The sequence below is a fragment of the Streptomyces sp. YS-3 genome (assembly GCF_045257485.1).
Taxonomy (GTDB): domain Bacteria; phylum Actinomycetota; class Actinomycetes; order Streptomycetales; family Streptomycetaceae; genus Streptomyces.
The window spans coordinates 18,085-35,527 of sequence record NZ_JBJHPC010000013.1; the positions used below are offsets into that span (position 1 = coordinate 18,085).

At 68.8% G+C, this 17,443-nt stretch carries 13 protein-coding genes and 4 pseudogenes; 6 read left to right on the forward strand and 11 right to left on the reverse strand.

Annotated features, from left to right (window positions below):
- Window positions 1-2: 2 nt before the first annotated feature.
- The 3 genes and pseudogenes from ACJA3G_RS02595 to ACJA3G_RS02605 form a co-directional block, all read left to right on the forward strand.
- Window positions 3-836 (forward strand): alpha/beta fold hydrolase, encoded by an 834-nt coding sequence (locus ACJA3G_RS02595; RefSeq protein ID WP_406551201.1) that lies wholly within the window; start codon window positions 3-5, stop codon window positions 834-836.
- Window positions 837-929: 93 nt separating this feature from the next.
- Complete coding sequence (locus tag ACJA3G_RS02600) at window positions 930-1,727, forward strand: helix-turn-helix domain-containing protein (RefSeq protein ID WP_406551202.1); 798 nt, start codon at window positions 930-932, stop codon at window positions 1,725-1,727.
- 179 nt (window positions 1,728-1,906) lie between these two features.
- Window positions 1,907-2,137 (forward strand): annotated as a pseudogene (locus ACJA3G_RS02605) (hypothetical protein); the annotation flags it as partial.
- A gap of 58 nt (window positions 2,138-2,195) precedes the next feature.
- Here the strand turns inward: ACJA3G_RS02605 and ACJA3G_RS02610 are convergent.
- Both ACJA3G_RS02610 and ACJA3G_RS02615 read right to left on the reverse strand, forming a co-directional pair.
- Window positions 2,196-2,543 (reverse strand): annotated as a pseudogene (locus ACJA3G_RS02610) (IS5/IS1182 family transposase); the annotation flags it as partial.
- 70 nt (window positions 2,544-2,613) lie between these two features.
- Window positions 2,614-2,697: pseudogene (locus ACJA3G_RS02615) on the reverse strand (transposase); the annotation flags it as partial.
- Window positions 2,698-3,175: 478 nt separating this feature from the next.
- Between ACJA3G_RS02615 and ACJA3G_RS02620 the strand changes: the two are divergent.
- Both ACJA3G_RS02620 and ACJA3G_RS02625 read left to right on the forward strand, forming a co-directional pair.
- Window positions 3,176-7,597 (forward strand): RICIN domain-containing protein, encoded by a 4,422-nt coding sequence (locus tag ACJA3G_RS02620; RefSeq protein ID WP_406551213.1) that lies wholly within the window; start codon window positions 3,176-3,178, stop codon window positions 7,595-7,597.
- Window positions 7,598-7,651: 54 nt separating this feature from the next.
- Complete coding sequence (locus tag ACJA3G_RS02625; RefSeq protein WP_406551203.1) at window positions 7,652-8,068, forward strand: hypothetical protein; 417 nt, start codon at window positions 7,652-7,654, stop codon at window positions 8,066-8,068.
- Between the two features lie 906 nt (window positions 8,069-8,974).
- Here the strand turns inward: ACJA3G_RS02625 and ACJA3G_RS02630 are convergent.
- The 7 genes and pseudogenes from ACJA3G_RS02630 to ACJA3G_RS02660 all read right to left on the reverse strand — a co-directional run bounded on the left by ACJA3G_RS02630 (window position 8,975) and on the right by ACJA3G_RS02660 (window position 15,138).
- On the reverse strand, window positions 8,975-9,280 hold the full coding sequence (locus ACJA3G_RS02630; protein ID WP_406551204.1) for a hypothetical protein: 306 nt from the start codon (window positions 9,278-9,280) through the stop codon (window positions 8,975-8,977).
- Window positions 9,281-9,619: 339 nt separating this feature from the next.
- Window positions 9,620-10,306, reverse strand: coding sequence for a DUF317 domain-containing protein (locus tag ACJA3G_RS02635; RefSeq protein WP_406551205.1), 687 nt, complete (start codon window positions 10,304-10,306; stop codon window positions 9,620-9,622).
- 75 nt (window positions 10,307-10,381) lie between these two features.
- Window positions 10,382-10,870 (reverse strand): hypothetical protein, encoded by a 489-nt coding sequence (locus ACJA3G_RS02640; RefSeq protein ID WP_406551206.1) that lies wholly within the window; start codon window positions 10,868-10,870, stop codon window positions 10,382-10,384.
- Between the two features lie 98 nt (window positions 10,871-10,968).
- Window positions 10,969-11,328: a DUF317 domain-containing protein gene (locus ACJA3G_RS02645; RefSeq protein WP_406551207.1), complete on the reverse strand. Its 360-nt coding sequence runs from the start codon at window positions 11,326-11,328 to the stop codon at window positions 10,969-10,971.
- Window positions 11,329-11,629: 301 nt separating this feature from the next.
- Window positions 11,630-12,880 carry a hypothetical protein gene (locus ACJA3G_RS02650; protein WP_406551208.1) on the reverse strand — a complete coding sequence of 417 codons (1,251 nt, stop codon included), beginning with the start codon at window positions 12,878-12,880 and terminating at the stop codon, window positions 11,630-11,632.
- Window positions 12,881-13,209: 329 nt separating this feature from the next.
- On the reverse strand, window positions 13,210-14,283 hold the full coding sequence (locus ACJA3G_RS02655) for a hypothetical protein (RefSeq protein ID WP_406551209.1): 1,074 nt from the start codon (window positions 14,281-14,283) through the stop codon (window positions 13,210-13,212).
- Between the two features lie 121 nt (window positions 14,284-14,404).
- Window positions 14,405-15,138, reverse strand: a pseudogene (locus tag ACJA3G_RS02660) (SOS response-associated peptidase).
- Window positions 15,139-15,304: 166 nt separating this feature from the next.
- On the opposite strand from ACJA3G_RS02660, the gene ACJA3G_RS02665 reads away from it, so the two are divergent.
- Window positions 15,305-15,526, forward strand: a complete 222-nt coding sequence (locus ACJA3G_RS02665; protein WP_406551210.1) for a hypothetical protein — start codon at window positions 15,305-15,307, stop codon at window positions 15,524-15,526.
- 79 nt (window positions 15,527-15,605) lie between these two features.
- On the opposite strand, the gene ACJA3G_RS02670 is transcribed toward ACJA3G_RS02665, so the two are convergent.
- Window positions 15,606-16,337, reverse strand: a complete 732-nt coding sequence (locus ACJA3G_RS02670; protein WP_406551211.1) for a hypothetical protein — start codon at window positions 16,335-16,337, stop codon at window positions 15,606-15,608.
- 168 nt (window positions 16,338-16,505) lie between these two features.
- Window positions 16,506-17,443 (reverse strand): collagen binding domain-containing protein (locus ACJA3G_RS02675; RefSeq protein WP_406551212.1); only part of this gene is annotated, 938 nt, incomplete at its 5' end.

Consider the following 17,443-nt stretch of genomic DNA (forward strand, 5'->3'; position numbering starts at 1 on the left):
CTATGAACGACCACGACGCACAGCACGCGCAGCCGATGCATGTGGACCGCGACGGACCGCGGGACGCGTCGCCGCTGCTGCTCATCCACGGATCTGGAGCCTCGGGCGCCTCTTGGGGGCCGGTGGTCCCGGCCCTCGCCGCCCATCATCATGTCGTCCGGATAGACCTCCCGGGCTGCGGCCAGTCCCCGCCCGCCACGTCCTACGACGTTCCGGCGCAGGCGGGCCGCGTGGCGGCGCTGCTCGACGAACTCGGGCTGCGCGCCGTCACCGTGGCCGGCCACTCCAGCGGCGGATACGTCGCCACCGCGCTCGTGGAGCAGCGCCCCGACCTGGTGGGTTCGCTGGCGCTGATCAGCACCGGCCCGCGCCTCGACGAGCTCCTGCCGCAGCCGGCCATCCTCCGCGCCATGCTGGCACCTCCCTTCGGGCCGCTGCTGTGGTGGCGGCGTTCGGATGCGATGATCCGCAAAGGCATCGGCGCCACGCTCGCCGGCCCGGCGACCATCCCGCCCGGCATGGTCGCCGACCTGCGGAGCACCACGTACCGCGCGTTCCGCAAGGTGCTGCGCGAGAACACCGCGTACCTCGCCGAGCAGTCCGTGCCCGAGCGGCTCGCCGCCCTCGGGCTCCCGGTGCTCGTGGTCTTCGGCGGTGCCGATCCCAGGTGGGACCCGGCGTCGGCGCGCCAGTACGACGTCGTGCCGGACGTGCGGGTCGAGATGCTGCCGGGCGTCGGGCACATGCCCATGCTGGAAGCGCCCGGGCCGGTGGGCCGGCTGCTGCTGGACTTCGCGGCCCTTCGCGCCAGAACCCCGCCAACAGGCCCGGCCTAGACTGGTGTCGTGTCGTCCCAGGGCGTGCCACCCGCGTGGTCGGGCGTTGACATCGCAGTACCGGTGCCTTCGCACCGGCTGTTGGGTGTCAGCATGGCCGGATTCCGCCAGCGTATCCCCACGCCCGTCGACATCGCGATGGTCGCGCATCCGTCCGTCACCTTACTCATCGATCTGAGCGACGATGACGGCCTGGTCTATGACACGCAGGGCCGGCACGGACACGGCAGTGTCGTGATCGGTCTGGCCCCCGGGGAGCTGCGGGCGTCCGGCCTGGTGGGCGAGTGCCTGCAGATCCGGCTGCAGCCGGGTGTGGCGGCCACGGTGCTCGGCTCGTCGGCCGGGGTCAGCGGAAGCGTGGAGTCCTTGGCAGACGTCTGGGGCCGCGACGCCGGGCGCATCGAGGAACGGCTGCGTACAGCCGGGTCGTGGAACGAGCGGTTCGCGATCGCGGCGGACGCCGTGCGCCGGCGGATCGGGGACGGCCTGCGGGTCGATCCGGAGGTCGCCCACATTTGGAGGCGGACGGTCGCTGGCAGTGGCAGGGTGCGTATCGACGGCCTGGCGGACGAGGTCGGCTGGAGCCGCAAGCGCCTGTGGGCGCGTTTCCGGGCGCAGCTCGGCGTCACCCCCAAGCGAGCCGCCCAACTGGTGCGGTTCGACCATGCGGCCCATCTACTCGCGGCGGGTCTCCCTCCCGCCGGTGTCGCGGCCGAGAGCGGTTACGTCGACCAGTCCCATCTGCACCGCGACGTGAAGGCGTTCACGGGGCTTACGCCGACTGCCGTCGCCGCCGCGCCGTGGCTGGCGATCGACGACGTCGCGTGGCCGGACTCCTGGCGGGCGGGGAGGCCCGTGACGGAGGGCGCACTCGGTTCCGGCCAGCGCTGAGCCGCCTGGCCGCGGCCCTCACCGTGCTCCCAACTGGACGACCGCGCGGGCCGATGCAGGCCAACGCATTCAGCCAGAAAAAGGCCAACGTGCTGGCCCGCGTCGGCGCGAGCCCGGGCCGGTAATCCGGGTTCTCGTGTGCGCGGGGGCGGAGTTACCGATACGTCGGACCGGTCGAGCTGAAGGCTGCGGTCCGGCCTGGTGACGGCGGGTACCGGATCAGCTCCGCGGCTGAGTTCGGCGGCTGGATTGCTGGGCAATCGGCGGCGGAGCTGGCCGAGCCGTTCACCTTCGTGGTCGGCACGGACGGTGCGCTTCGGCTGGCGCCGCGACGAAGCGAGCACATGGCCCGTGCCAGCGGAGGCATGGTTCTGAGTGCAGGTGAGATCGGCTTCGGACACGTGGCCGGCCCGGTCCCATTCGGGGCATGCGGACTTTCTCCAGCACCGGCTCAAACTGCGGCGAGTCCCCGCGCTGCCCTGCCGTGATCACGATCGACATGGGCTTCTGGCCTTGCTCGACGGCCAGGTGCAGCTTGGTGGTGAACCCGCCGCGCGAGCGTCCCAACCCGTGATCGCCGGGCTCGGTGAAGACACCACCCGGTGGTTCCTTCTGCAGGTCACCCCGCTTGCGAGCCCCGGCCGCATGCTGATGGGCGCGACACACGGTTGAGTCGATGCTCAGATCCCACGTGATCAAACCCTTCGCGTCGGCCAGGGACTGGAGCCGGGTCAGGATCCGTTGCCAGGTGCCGTCCCGCTGCCATCGACGGAAGAGGTCGTAGATCCAGCCCCACGGACCGTAGTCGACGGGCACGTCCCGCCACGGGCACGCCGGTCCGTACCCGAAACCGGATGCCGTCGATCAACAGCCGCCGGGACCAGACGGGCGGTCGCCCCGCCCTCGCCCCCCTCGGCAACAACGGCTCCAACACGGCCCACTGCTCGTCCGTCAGATCTCCCCGCCCCATGAACCGTGATCATTCACAATTCAAGATCCGCTTTCGATACACGGCCTAGGGCCTTCCCGCGGTGCGGGGTTGGTGAGAATCGGACAGATCCGCCCTGCGTGCGCCTCATCGAATGCGTGCGTCTGCTTCACAGGAACATCACAGGATTCCCTGGGCTCGCAGGGCGACGGCACGCTGTGGTACCGCTGCGCTGAGTAGGCGCGACACTGGCCGGAATCATCGAACTCCCGTGCTATTTAACGCGGTTGTGCCTACGGTTGCCCGCGTGCACGGAGGGTCCTGACCCGGCCCGGCGTGCGCGCATGTTCAGCGGCCGGGGGAAGGCTGTCGCCCGTGAGGGTGAGGTGTGCCCTGGGTCGCTTCGACCTCGGGATGAAAGGCACCTGCTTTGCGCTCCAGATCACCGAACCCTCTCTTACCCAGGCCCGGAAAGTCGGGGCTGGCAGCACGAATCATTCTCCTGCTGACCGCCGTGGCGATGGTGGTCGGCCTCGCGGTGCGGCCCGACCTTGCGCGGCCCGCTGGCCGTGATGAGCTGGGTCTGGCCGGGGATTCCTACGACGGCTACGACACCAAGTCCGCTGAGCAGCTGCGCGAGGACCAGTGCGTGGCCGCTCAGGCCCTGCGCAAGAGCGGACCCAGCCTGTACGCCCTGGCGCAGGATGCGATCACCCTGCCGCCGGACCAGCTCCACCAGAAGGTCCGCCGGGACCTGATGGACGACAAGACGCCCCTGCACCAGGCGAACAACGCGGACCGCGACAGCACCGCCCAGTGGCTGGAGAAGGTCAGCGACCAGGAGCAGGCGTGGTCCGGCGCCGTCAGCGGCCTGGATTACCTGCACCCGCCGCGAGGCGGCGGCAAGATCTTCGATCAAGTGGGGCTGCTGCCGTGGCTGTACCAGTCGTACGGGGCCGGGGACGACGTGTGGAACCCGTTCTACGATCCGTCGCCGACCGCCGACGACAAGTCGAAGGCCGCCGCGCTGGCGATCGGTGACCAGCTGTATGCCACCGGGGGCACCCCGCAGGAGCAGCAGGCGTGGGCGCTGTGGAAGAAGAACTCGGGGAAGGTCGAGGAGAACCAGTGGTTCGTCCCCCGGGTGTTCGCCGACGACGCCCGCATCTTCCTCTCCTCGGGCGGGTTCCCCACCACGGCGCCGGCGCCGGACAGCCCTGAATTCCGCATCGCTGTCGAGGACTTGAAGGCCCGCTTCGCCAGCTGCTCGTGGCACGACCCGATCGACCCCGACCGGGTGCTGGGCAAGGAGGTGGGGCAGGCAGCCGCGGAGTGGCAGCAGGAAATCGTCTCCCAGGCCACCCAGCGTCAGCAGATCCTCGCTTCCAGCTCCACGGCCGCGAAGGCGTTGCAGGACGGCACGTTCGCCCTGGGCCGGCTGCTGGGTCAGTCGTGGGTGGCGGACTACTCCACCCGCTGGCTGGACTACTCCACCGAGGGCGGTCTCGGCTGGATCGGGGATGCCTCCAATGTGATCAAGGTGGTCGCCGCTGGGGGCAAGTGCCTGGACGTCGCGGGCGGAGGGAAGACCAACGGCACGCCCGTCCAGATCTGGACCTGCAACAACGACCCCGCACAGGACTGGCGTCTCTACCAGGACGACCACGGCCTTCACGTGATGAACGTCGGCTCCGGCCGGTGCCTGGACGTCAGCGGAGACGGCACCGCGGACGGTACGAAGATCCAGATCTGGGGCTGCAACGACTCTCCGGCCCAGACGTGGGAAGCCGACGTCCGCGCTACCACGAGCCTGAAGAACACGAACTCGGGCAAGTGCCTGGACCTGCGCTCGTTCACCAACAGCCAGGACGCCTTCCTGTTGTCCTGCAACGGGACAGACGGGCAGAAGTTCAAGGTTGCTCCCAAGGGGCACACCGGCCCTGCCCCGGCCAAGGCCAGTGTGGACAAGGCCAAGGCGAACGTCACGGCTGCGCAGGCGGAGGCGAAGAACCAGCTCGGCGTGATCCGGGCCCAGCTGGAGACGGCGAAGAAGGCTGCTGCCGCCTCCACCACGTCGCAGCAGGCCGCCTACGCGATCGCTGACCAGAACGGAGCTCCGCGGGGCCGTGGGCTGATCGTCGGGCAGCAAAAGGACCAGGTCACCCAGGGCACGGTTGCCGCGTTGGAGGCCATGGTCAAGGCCGGGGAGACCGCGGAGGCCGCTACCCGCGCCTCGGCGGCCGACAGCGACACCATCACCCAGCGCGCTCTTGCCCAGGCAGCGCAAGTACGAGCCGAGTTCCGTAAGAAGGCTGCCGAGACGGCCGAGGTGCAGGCCAAGGCCGCCCGGGACGCCGCCAAACTCCACCGCGACAACGCCAAGACCGACGCCGAGACAGCAAAGGCAAAGCTGGCCGACGCGGTCAAGGCCGAGGGCCAGGCGAAGGCCGCCGCAGCTGATGCGCACGCCAAGCGGCTCGCGGCGGAAGCCGAGGAGCAGAAGGCCAAGGCGGAGAAGGAGACCGCCGCCGCCAAGCAGGGCGAAGCCAACCAGCACAAGCAGAACGCCCAGACCGAGGCCGGCAAAGCGAAAGACGCCAAGGACCGGGCCGAAGCCGCCGAGCAGACCGCCAAGGGCAAGCGCGACGACGCGGTCAAGGCCCGCGACAAGGCCGTCGAGCTGCGCAGCGACGCCTACAACGCCGAGCAGAAAGCCAACGCTGCGCGCGTTAAGGCCGACGCCAAGGAAGCCTACGCACAGTCACTGGACGCCGGTGACGCTGCGGACGCCGCCCGCAAGGCGGCAGATGAAGCCGCTGCCGCGGCGAACGACGCAAAAGCAGCAGCCGGGCGGGCCCGTTCCGAGGCCGATGCCGCCACGCAGGCGGCAGCAGAGGCCGACGCCGCGGCCACCCGGGCGGAGGCGGCGGCCAAGCGGGCACGTGCCGACGCGGATGGCGCACAGGCCGCGAAACTGAAGGCCGACGCTGCCGTCAAGACGGCCATCAGCGCCACCGCGGACGCCATCGAGGCAGCCCAGCACGCGGCGACCGAAGCCGCCGCCGCGGTCAAGCAGGCAGGCGTGGCCACAGCCCAGGCGAAGTCGGCCAAGGCCAACGCCGACGCCGCCATGAAGGAGGCCCTCACCGCGCTCGCCGCCGCAGCCAAGGCGGCGGGCTACGCCCACGTCACCGCGCAAGCAGCAGCCGACGCCACGGCTGCCGCCCGGCAGGTCGCCAAGCCGGCCAACGACGCCGTCCAGCTCGGTGGCCCGTACGCGGACACCGACAGCACGGCCTCCCTGGTGGTGCTGACGGGACAGGCATCGCGGACGATCGCCGAGCAGCAGCAGGCCGTCGCCCAGGCCCACGCCGACAACGCCAAAACCGAGGCCGAGGCGGCCAAGGACATCGCCAACCAAGCCCAGGGCGACATGAAGGAGGCATACCTCCACGCCGCCAACGCGGCAGCGTACGCGGCAGAAGCCCGCGGGTATGCGAAGGAGGCCCTCGGCTACTCAGCACAGGCCGCCGGGTATGCGGCCGAGGCCGCCAAGTCCCTGGCCCGCACAGTCGAATACGACCGGCAGGCCACCGAGGACGCGGCAGCCGCTGACAAGGCAGCCGGCCGAGCCGAAGGCTACGCCAAGGAGGCCCGCGCCTCGGCCGACGAGGCCGCGCTCGACGCGGCGGCAGCGCAGGAGGCCGCCAGGCAGGCCGCGCAGTCCGCTAAGGACGCCCAGGCCGCAGCCGCACGCGCCGACACCGCCGCCACCGAAGCCGAACAGGCCGCCAAGGACGCCGACCAGGCATCCAAGGACACCCAGGACGCTGCCCAGCGCACCGAGACGAAGGAGAAGAACACCCAGATCTCGACCGGGGCCGGCAGCATCGGCGGCGTCTTCTTCAAGACCAAGGTCGAGCCCGTCGGCGACCCGGAAAACGTCAAGAAGGACAACTGCAACGTCATCATCCACACCGGTGACTGCGTCATCACCGCGACGATCACCTCCACGGTGTCCGTCGACCTGTACCTGTGCACCAACCCGAACATCCCTGATGCACAGTACGGATGCCCCACCTCCGACACCTTGTTCCTCGCGAGCGTGGAACTGAAGGACCCCCAGACGCAGGACGTCACCTACACCATCAGTCAGCAGGAGTTCAACCGCGCCGTCGCCAAGGGATTCATCAAGGCGCTCACCGAAGACTTCACCGGCTGCTGGGACAAGGTCACCGGAGGCGGCGGAAGCTGGGGCAACTGCGGCTGGGCAGCCTTCGACATCACCACCCTCGTCTTCGGCAACGTCGCCATCAAGGCCATCACCGACGGAGTCAAGTCTCTCGACGCCGCCTTCCGAACCGGCATCGGCATCACAGACGCCTGGAGGGCCCTGCGCACCGCCGGCCTAAGCGAACTGGCTATCGAAGGTATCGGTGCGAAGTACATCAGCAACTTGGTCAGGCTGTGTACAAAGCCCAAGCCGCTCCGTACGGCAGCCGCTGGCGAAAGCGACCTGTGCCGGAAGATGATCCCGTACGCCGGTTCGGAACTGGCCGTCGTCGCCTACAAGTACCGGATTGCCAGCGGGCTCAGGTACAAGTACGGGATGAACGTCGCGGTTGCGAGGGTTCCGGGATGGGCCGCTGCCACTGGCGCGAAGGATGACTTCGTCGCCTTCGCCAACACTCCCGGCGGGCTTCACTCCGAGGAGAGGATCATCCAGGAGCTGGAGTCGAAGGGGTTCAACCGGAGTCAGATCTCTGAGCTCTACAGCGAGCGCAGTCCCTGCCAGGACAAGTGCGCTCCGCTGCTGGAAGGGATCCCCTACACCTGGTCGACTCCTGACGGCCCTGGAGCCAAAGAGATGTTGAAGACCATGATTGAAACCTTCGAGAGGGGAAGGCTCGCTCGATCTGCTCAGCGGCGGTCGTCCGAATGAGTTACTGGGGTGCCGGATGTCCCAGGCATCCGGCACCCCCGGCAACAGGGAAGCGTGATTAACATCAACTTCGATGGCATGACACCCGAAGACCTCGGGATCAAGCACGTCACCGCACAGGTGGCTGAGGCACGGTCCCGGGTGGCTGGCCAGGTGTGCGATGAGCTGCGAAAGGCCGGACTGCCGGCCTCCCTGGGCACGATCGACGACCCGTCACCAGGAGCGAAGGTCGAAGTCGAACTCCTTGAGGACCATCCAGCAGCAGCCTCCGTCTACTGGAAATGTGATCCGTCCGTACACAGCGCGTACGACACGAGCCGTCCGGACGGCGGCCCTGCCTTCCAATACTTCATCAAGGCGGCAGGTCACGTGCAAACCGCAGTGATGGGGATTCTGCGCTCAGCCGGATTCACCGTGGAACGGGACGACATGGACCCGCTCGCCCTGTGGGTCATGCCGCCTTCTACATGACCCGTTGACCTGCCGGGCCCTGCCCAACCAAGACTCGGCAGGGTCCCGGCAGCCACGGGCCAATATGCGCTCGGGTGGGCCGGGCCTTCTCACTGCGAAGGGCCGCCCCAGGCCCCCGTCCCGGCCGGGTCGTCGAAGTGGCCAAACTCGCCGGGCACGGGACCCTGGCCGTGCGACGCCTGGTGCCATGAGGTACAAGCTGATGTGCCGGTTCGTACTTGTTCAGCAGGTGGTGTCGGGCCTGCTTGCCGCCGGGAAGGTGGGGCATGGCGTCGAACTGTGTGACGGCTTGCTCGTGCAGGGGGTGGACTGGCGCAAAGCCATCCAACGCAAGGCTGCCGATCACCGTGCTCCACACCTGCACGTTGAATTACCCGACAGCCGCGTAGCTGCGCCCCGCAGGGCAACGCCGTGGGAGTGGCGGCCGGGCCGAGCCTGACACCGATCCTGCCCCCGCCCGCTCTGGCGACAGCACCGCCCGAGTGGTGGCGCTGGGCGCACCCGGAGAGGGTGTAGGCGTCGCCGGGTTCCAGCGCGGCGGCAACGTCGTCGAACGTGTCCCGTGTCCGGTCCTGCCAGCCTGCCGTCTCCCCCCGCATGCGCGGCAGGGTCTGGATCTGCCGCAGCACCTCGGCCTCCTCCCAACGGCGTCGGCAGGGCGCGCACGCCTGAGCGCCGGGAGGGGCGCTCCAGCAACCGACCGCAGTACCGGTGCCGGTGGCCGCGTCGAGGTGATGGCCGGTGACGAGGTTGCCGCGGCCCTTGGGCCCCCACAGCAGGGCGTCGTCGACATGGAACGGCTCGCCGCCCGGCGGCGTCAGCTCGCCGGCGGCGGTGCGGAAGCGGTCAAGGGCGGCGTCGAGCGCGCTGCAGTTGGCACACACGCGTCGCGCAGTGGACGACCGGTCATCGAGCGACTTGCCGCAGTAGCCCAGCAGATGCCCCGGGGATCGGCCGGTGCGCGGAGGCGCTCTTGCCCGCGTCCGCACCCCGTCGGAAGTCCGGCTCCTCGGAGTGCGGCGCCGTGGTGAAGATGAGCCAGGCGCGCGTGCAGCTCTGACACATGCTGTGCACCGTGTTCTCGCCGATGGGCTGGAGGCCGGGCGCGCGTGTGGCACACGCGGCCAGCGGCTGGGCGCCGTCGAACAGGACGCCGAAGTGGGCAGTGCCGGTCGTACGGCCGATGGCGAGCCGGATCAGCGGCAGGGACAAGGGACCTCCATCATGCGGTAGACGGCGGAAGGAAAGAGGACGGTCAGGCGCGTACGGCGCACAGACCGTCATGGTCGGTGGCGAGGGCGTAGCCGTCCTCGTAGGGATGGCCAGCGCGGGCCTGGGTGGTGTCGGCCTGTTCGTGACAGCTGATGCACAGGCGAACGAGGGGTCGAGGTCGCGGTTGCGGGCTAGGAAGCCGATGGAGCCGAAGCGCTCGCAGCGCTTCGGGCCCAAGCCAAGGGGCGCGTTCGTCAGAGACACCTCTTCCAAAGGCTGAGGCGGGATGCGGCACGCGGACATCGGGGCCCGGCCGGTGGTGCCAGCCGGGCCCCGATGTCAGCCGCGCCGGACGATCGTGAGGCGCTCTTCCGTGCTGTGCGGCAGCCGGTGGCGCGCCACCGGTACCGGGGAGGCGAGCGAGGCCGCGAACACGGTGACTAGCTCGTGGGGGACGCTCGGGCTGAAGTTCGCGCACCACAGGTAGGGGGCGCCGAAGGTGGGCTCGGCCCATGCCTGCCAGCCCATCAGGTCCTCCCGCAGATCGGCGTCCGCGATCAGGTCCGGCAGCATCTCGAGCGAGACGTGCGAGGCGAAGCCCGGGTCCGTGGCGGCGGTGCGGGGGCGGTCCACGTCACGCATCCAGCCCTGCGCGCTGAGCGCCGCCACCACCGCCTCGGGCTCCTCGAAGCCGGTATCGGGCACCGCGCTGGCATCGAGCGCGACGAGGAAGTCGTGCAGCGCCTCGGGCGGCACGCCGGTGGTGAAGTAGGCGTTCCACTGCACCAGCGCGCTGCTGGCTTCCGGGCGGGCGGAGATCTGCAGGGCAACGCGCAGGCCGCCGAGCGTGAACGGGCTGCTGGCCAGGATCCATTCGGCGCCGCGCAGCTCGTCCGGGCTCACATACAGCAGGGTGTCGCGGGAGGTGGGCCACATGCGCCAGCCCAGACCGGTCAGGGTCTCGCCGGCCCGCTCAGCGAGGGCGTCGTCGTCGCCGGCCAGATGGCGCGGGGTGACCCAGTGCACCGGGAGCGGCGAGGGGTAGGAGGAGTCAGAGGGATGGTGCGGGTGCAGGGGCGCCTCCGTGGGCTCGGGGGTGGTTCACTGCCCCCCGCTGGGGCGGGTGCCGCGCCGGCGGCGCGGCGGGGCCTCGGCCGGTTCGTGCCAGGCCAGCGCGACCGCGACGTGAGGTAGCAGGGGGCCGAACTGTTCGGCCTCGTCCTCGTCCGGCTCGGTGAGGAACAGCACGGGACGGCCCGTCGCGTCACGGGCAGCCACAACGGGGCCCGCACGGTGGGCCATCGGGAAGTCGGGGTTGAGGGCGAACTGCACGACGGCGTTGCGGTCACAGGCGGACAGCTGGTCGAGCAGGTCGCCGACGGTCGGCTCGGGCAGTGTGCCGAGCGGCTCGGCGTCCTTGGCCTCGGCGATGAACACCACCGGCCGGTCGGCGTCGTCCCGGGTGGGGACCACGCCGCCCAGCAGGCGCACCGTGGGGGCGAAGGGGTTGATCCGCAGACGGACCACCGTGTCGCGGTCGCTGGCGGACAGGCGGTCCAGCAGGTCGCCGACGGTCATCTCCGGGGCCAAGGCTCATCTCCTTGCAGTAACGGCGCCCCACCAGGGGACGAGGGAAGGGTACGTTCCATGCGCGAGCAGCAGATCCGAGCCGCGCGGTGGCAGTGGGGTCACAGCGGCCGGGACGTGACGAGCACGCGCTGCACCGTGGCCGCGACGATCTCCGCCGGCGTCTCAGTGTCGAAGCGGATCCGGTAGCCGGGGGCTGTGGCGGTGCCGGTGACGGCGAGGGTCCAGCCGTCGCCGTCGGTGCCGGGGCGCCCCAGCGGGAACCATCCGAGGTAAAAGCGCCCGTCCTTGCTGCTGACGTGGACATCGGCCCGGTCGTCCACGACGAGGTGGAAGAACTCCGCGTTGAACAGGTCGGTGACCAGCGTCGGCTGGCCGGGTCCCAGCTGCCACGAACGCAGCCGCAGGGCCTCGGTGGTGGTGGAGAATCCAGGCGTGGACGCATCCACGGTCACAGGCATCACCTCTCTGACCTGGTGTTTTCGGGGAAGGTCGTCTACGTTGACATGCCCCTGGCGGCTTCCACCAGTCCCTTCGCGATCTTTCCTGTCTGCCCCCGGCGAACTACCGAACCCGGCTGTCTTGCAAGTTCTCAGATCCCGTGTCATTTCTCAGTCGCGATGTCATGCGACTGGCCGAACTGACGCGGGATTGAGGATCGCTGGCCACTGCCGTCACTCGTTCGGGTGGCCTTGCCTCAGGCCCGGCGTGAGCGCCTCACGCGGATGCGAACGTAGCGCTCGCGGACGAGGCCGCCCACGTTCAGTCGTTTGGGGACTCCGTTGCCAGCGGGATACCACACCGCCAGCAGCCGTTCGCGTGGTCGTCCTGGCAGACGTAACCGATGCCACCATCCACGCACCATTCGGCGGCCTCCTCGGAAAGCAGATCGGGCCCGGCAAGGAGCAGCCGACGAAATTCCGTGGTGTCCGCAATATCGGCCGGGCGGCTGGTGAACCACTTGTCGAACCAAGGCTCGTCCCGGTGCATGCGCCAGCGCGCATTCTCCCGGTCGTCGACAGCCGCAAGGAACCGATCGACGATGCGCCCCCAACTCGGAGCTCCGAACCAGCCGTTGTCGAACGCGCAGAAGAATTCGATCAGGGTTCGCAGGCCGAACTCCTTCTCGCGAAGGCGGTACGTCCGACCCCAATCGATCGCGCCCTGTGCCATCTCCGCGAGATCTTCTCGCGGATCAACCTCGTGCGCCGGGTCGTCAGGGTTGTGGCAGGCCAGCCCGAGCTCGAGCACAGACTGCCCGGTCGGTAGAACCCGAGACGGGTTGACGATCGCGAGACCGACAGCGATCCAGTCGACATGGTCGAACGACAACATCGAGCGCACCATCCGGGTGGTCGACGCGTTGATCCGCATCATCGTGCCGTCGTGCAGCGGACTCTTCCCGGCATGCCAGTCCTCGACGGGTGTGTTGCGCCACAGGGCGAGCGTGATGCGGGTGGCAGCGAGCCACAGCAGTGCGTCGTCGTCAAGGTGCCCGAACCGCTTGGCACACTCCTGGACGCCGTAGGTGATCAACTCTTCCGGTTTCGGCCACCTATGGCTGTCGGGCGCTTCAGGCCCTTCAGGCGCGTACTCGTAGTTGTCGGCGTACTCGTCGAGGATCTCGCTCAACTCGGCTGCGCTGTCAGCCTCGCTGTACTCGTAGCCGTCCGGCCCCTCGATGGTGTACGTGTCGTGGTCCCACGAGACATACACGTCGCCCCAGAGCACGACATCATCGCACTCGATGGCGTTATCCGTCACAACCGGCCTGATTATGATCGGCGCAGTACGTCCGTCGGTTCGCTCGCCGTCCTTCTTGGCCGCCCATGCGGTGATGACCTCGAGCGGCTTCGGCAGGAGAGGGCCGACATTGGTGATGCTGAACGGCTCGTCGTCGTCTCCGGTGTCGAACCGGCTGTTGACGAACGCGACCGCCTCGGAGGGCGTGCTGACGATGGACTGGGTACCACTCTCGTTGTCAACCACTCGCCACAACGCGCTGTTCTTCACGATGCTCTCCGATCACGGTGAGTGCACCCGGGGCGGGTGCGATGCGCCGGGTCGCTCGGCACTGACTCCGATTATGGGCTGATCAACCCGCCCGTAGTCCCGCACGCGCTTGTCGGCGACGAAGCTCGGGACGTTCGGGTGCAACCTGCTTTTCGCGACCGCAGCGACACAGCCGAGATCACGCAAAGTACAACGGAGTGTCCGCGCAACCTGCGCTGCACGTCAGCAGGAACTGTAGGGTCTCAGACCGTGTTACAACCCTCGGTCCCTGGCGTCCGGGCCTGCCGTTCCGGCAGGCCCGGACGCCAGGGACCTTGTCTATGCGGAGATCAGCCGCCGGGACGCAGTTCACCCGGCTCGTAGCGGAGTTGGAACGTCTGGGCATGCTCCCCGTCCATCCAGTACAGGGTCATGGTCGACAGCATGCTGCGCTTGATGTACCGGGTGCGTGAGGGCATTCCTTCATCCTGCGCGACGATCCAGGCTTCCACCCGCTCGGGCAGACCGAACCGCAACGCGTAGGCGTCGGGGTTCTCGGCGGAGCGAAGTTCCCAAACCGGGTGTGAGGCTGCTTGATTGATGCGACGCAGACGCACCGCGTGCGTGGGGTGCGCCCTCGCGTATTCCACGAAACCATACAGATCCTTCGAGGCCAGGCCCAGGACGAAGGGGGCGGCCGGAAAGGCCAGAACAAGACCCAACCGTGACCGGCTGTACAGAGCCTGCGCGAGGTGATCAAGTGGGCCGCGAATCGAAGCAGGCAGTTCCACGTCACCTGGGTCCATCTCCAGCAGCGGGCCGCGAAGATACGTCCGTATCTCGCGCACCTTCGGCCGCTCGGCAGCCGGCATAGCTTCGAGCACGGCGTGGATCGTGTCGGCCGTGTCCCTGACGAGATTCCGTAGCACGGCGAAGTCCGGCGCCGAGAGGTCGATCAGGGATATCTGGTGGGCGAGCGCGTAGTCCTGCGCTTCCGGGCTGAAGCCGGACGTGGAAAAGATCGCGTAGCTGTAGCGGTATCGCGTCCGTGGCCGACCCGTCCCGGGCGCGGAGAGCGTGGTGGTCTCGCCCTCATTTACGTCGTGGATGACACCGTGGCCGTTTCGGACCGTGGGCAGACCAACAGGCGCCTTGGCCAAGTACTTTGCCTCGACGAACAGGCGCACTGGCAGGGAGAACGGCGGGACGTACCGGAACTGTCCGAGCGCGTCGACCTGATGCCAGGCACCGCGTCCGCGAACCAGCAGACCGTTCTTGTCCTCCTTCAGGACCTTCCACGGCTCTTTGTCCTTATCATCGTCCGCCGTAAGGACCTCGAAGCCGCTTGAGCGCAACAACCAGGCCAGCACCTCCTCCAGGAGGTAGCCGCGCAAGGGTCCTTTGCCGATCATTTTGTCTGCCACGACAGGATCCTACGTATGGCCTTGATCTTGATCCCAGGGTGCCGCCCTGTGCTCTGACGCCGCTACGCCCAAAGCCCGGTGGTTCCCGCCCACGCGAAGGGAACGGAGGTCTGACCGTGGATCAGGCGGGGTTGAGGAGGCGGGCGCCGTTGTTGCGGACGTTGTTGACCTCCGTGGAGACGGGCCGGGCGCTGAGACGGCCGTCAGCGGGCTGGGTGAGTAGGGCGCGGAGGTCGTCGGTGTCGTGGTGGTGAGGGTCGAGCCAGGTGTCGTAGTGGTCCGGATTCAGGGCCAGGGGCATGCGGGGATGTACGCGGCCTGCTGCGTCGGTTGCTCCGGTAGTGATGATCGTGCAGGTCATCAGCCAGGCGGCCGGGTCGTCGTCCCCTTCACGTCGGGATCACGCCAGTACTCGTACAGCCCCGCCATGGCCATCACCTGACCGTCGGCCGGGTGGATGAAGTACGGCTGCTTCCGGGTCTTGCCGGTCGCCTCGTCCTTGACCGGCTCCCACTCGTAGAAGCCGTCGGCTGGCAGCAGACACCGGCGCTTGGCGAAGGCGCGCCGGTAAGCGGGCTTCTCGTGCACCGTCTCCACGCGAGCATTGATCATCCGCGAGCCGGCCTTCGGATCCTTCGCCCACGACGGCACCAGGCCCCACCGCAGCGCCCGCAGCTCACGCTTCACCTCGGCGTCATCGCCGTCCCGGCCGGCGCGTTCGAGGACCGCGTAAACCGGGTCGGTCGGTGCCACATTCCAACTGGGAGCGAGCGCCTCCGTGGTCTGCCAGTCGGTGAGGTGAAAGAGCCCGGAGAGGTCCTGCGGGCTACGAGTCGAGATGTAACGGCCGCACATGCCGCCACTGTGCCACAAGCTCCGGGACAAGGCGGAGGGACGTTTTGAGCAGGTTCATGCCACTTCAGAGGGCCTATCGCCAGCGAAGCGCAGGTGGGGCACGAAGTAGTCACACGGAGGACCATCTGGGCATGCGCGATGCCGCCGCACCAACGAGGGTGGGGGCATGACCGGGCCGCCCATCGTCGTGCACCGACCCCTCGCACGCGGGGGCCGACGCGTCACCGTGCTCGGCCAGGACATCGGAGTGGTGCGTTCTGACCGAGACCTCGTGGAGTTTCTGCGTCAGACGGGCATCGAGGAGACCGACGCCGAGGCCATGGTCGGTGGGGGGTCTCCGGAGATCGAGTGGCTGGGCGCGCCGGCCCACGAGTACGGAACGAGCTGATGGCGCGTATCCGCCTCGATTCAGCAGCCCTGCCCCGGGGCCCCCTCGGAACACCCACGTGACCGACGGGCGACGCCGTTCATGGTGCCTCAGCGCGCCAAGACGCTCCCAGTTCCGCAAGACGCCCTCGCAGTGCGCCGCGCTGCTCCTCCAGCTCCTGCGACGTCGGCGAAAGCAGATAGACGTTGTCCCGGTAGTGCAAGAATCCGATCCGCTCCCACCCCCTGGCGATTTTGGCCGTGATGCGGTCCCACTCGGCTTCGTCGCGCAGCCGGTCCGCGCTCAGGTCGGAGACCCCCGGGGAACAGGCCACTGCCCGGCAGCCGGGCATCAGCCGGAAGATGGCCTCGGTAGCGAGAGCGACCCCCAACCCCTGCCCTCTCCATTCCGCGTTCAGGGCGACACGGTCCATGACGAGCAGGCCGGAGCCGCTGTACTCCAGCAGCTCGCCGACCTCGTCCGTGTAATAGCCGGTGGCGGGGTCGAGGAGGACCTGGGCGATCTCGTAGAGGTCCTCCGATTCATCCGCCAAGGCTGAATAAGCGTTACGCCCGCGGTCGAGGTGCACCCGGTAGAACGTCATCGAGCCGACAGCGGCGTCCTCCAGGGAGTACGCCGGGCACGCGTCGGTGCGGCATTCGCTCGGCGCGTCGGGGCATCGGCGGTCGTCGTGCACCTGTCGGCGATGCACGACGGTCACATCCCACCGTTCCAGCGTGTCAGCGTCGGGGGTGTCGCTCAGTTCGTCGACGTAGGTGACACGCAAATGCAGCTCGGTGGGGTCGCCAGGGAGCGGAGAGGACTCGATCACTGCGGAAGCCTAGCCATCCGTCACTCGCGGCCTCGTCGCTGCCGTCGCAGAGATGAGGGTCGCGTCGGCGGCCGGGCTACGGCGGCACCCAGGCCCCTCGGATGCAGCACCGGACACGACGAAGCCCCCGGAATCGCGGGGATTCCGGGGGCAGGAGGGCAGGTGGGGCTAGTTCTCGGTGGAGTCGCCGTCGGTGGCAGCGTCCGTGAGGCGTCGGCGGACTGCGACGAGGGTGCCTGCGCCGACGGCGAGGAGGAGGCCGGCGCCGCCGAGCAGCCACGGGGGGGCGTCGGCGCCGGTGTGGGCGAGAGAGCCTTCCGGAGCGGGGGCCTCGGGGCTMGGCGGGGTCTCGTCCGGGACCGGCGTGTGGGTGGCCGAGGTAGAGGGCGACGGCTTGGTGTCCGGGATCGGCTTGTCTGTCGAGATGACCGGCGGCTTCGTGGGCGGCACCGTCGGCGGGATGGTGGGCGGCGGGGTGGGCTTCGCCTTCTTGGTGTCGGTGAGGGTGATGGCGACGGGTGAGCCGGGCTTGGCGGTGAACTTCTGCGGCGCGGAGTCGAGCTGGTAGCCCTCGGGGGCCTTGGTCTCGGTGGCGGTGTAGGCGGTGCCGTTGCGGGAGGCGACCGGGAGCTGGGCCTTGGCGGTGCCATCCTTGCCGGTGGTCAAGGTCACCGGGTCGCCGCCGTTGCCCACCGGAATGATGTTGATCACCGCACCGGGCAGGGCTTTGCCGCTGTCCTTGTCGGTCTTGGTGACGGTGAGGTCGGCGGGCTTGAAGGGGTCGATGACGGTCAGGGGTGTGCCGTTGCCGGGGGTGACGATGACGTCCTGGTCGGCGACGGTGTTGTGCAGGGGGCTGCCGCTGCTGGTCTCCTTGAGGCGGTAGACGCCTGCCGTGAGGTCCTTGAAGACCAGCTGGCCCTCCGCGCCGGTTTTGCCGGTGGACACCTCCTTGCCGGAGGAATTGAGGAGGGTGAAAGCGGCGCCGGCCATCAGGTCACCGCCGGGGTCCTTCTTGAGGATCTTGATGCCGCCGTACTCGACCATGTTCCTCGGGGCGGCCGTGGCCGGGGCGGATGGGGTGGGCTCGGGAGCATGGGCCGAGG

Excerpts from the sequence above, each read along its gene's own strand:
- ACJA3G_RS02595 (WP_406551201.1), top strand. The coding sequence starts at position 3 with ATGAACGACCACGACGCACAGCACGCGCAGCCGATGCATGTGGACCGC.
- ACJA3G_RS02600 (WP_406551202.1), top strand. The coding sequence starts at position 930 with ATGGCCGGATTCCGCCAGCGTATCCCCACGCCCGTCGACATCGCGATG.
- ACJA3G_RS02620 (WP_406551213.1), top strand. The coding sequence starts at position 3,176 with ATGGTGGTCGGCCTCGCGGTGCGGCCCGACCTTGCGCGGCCCGCTGGC.
- ACJA3G_RS02645 (WP_406551207.1), bottom strand. The coding sequence starts at position 11,328 with ATGCCTGTGACCGTGGATGCGTCCACGCCTGGATTCTCCACCACCACC.
- ACJA3G_RS02665 (WP_406551210.1), top strand. The coding sequence starts at position 15,305 with ATGACCGGGCCGCCCATCGTCGTGCACCGACCCCTCGCACGCGGGGGC.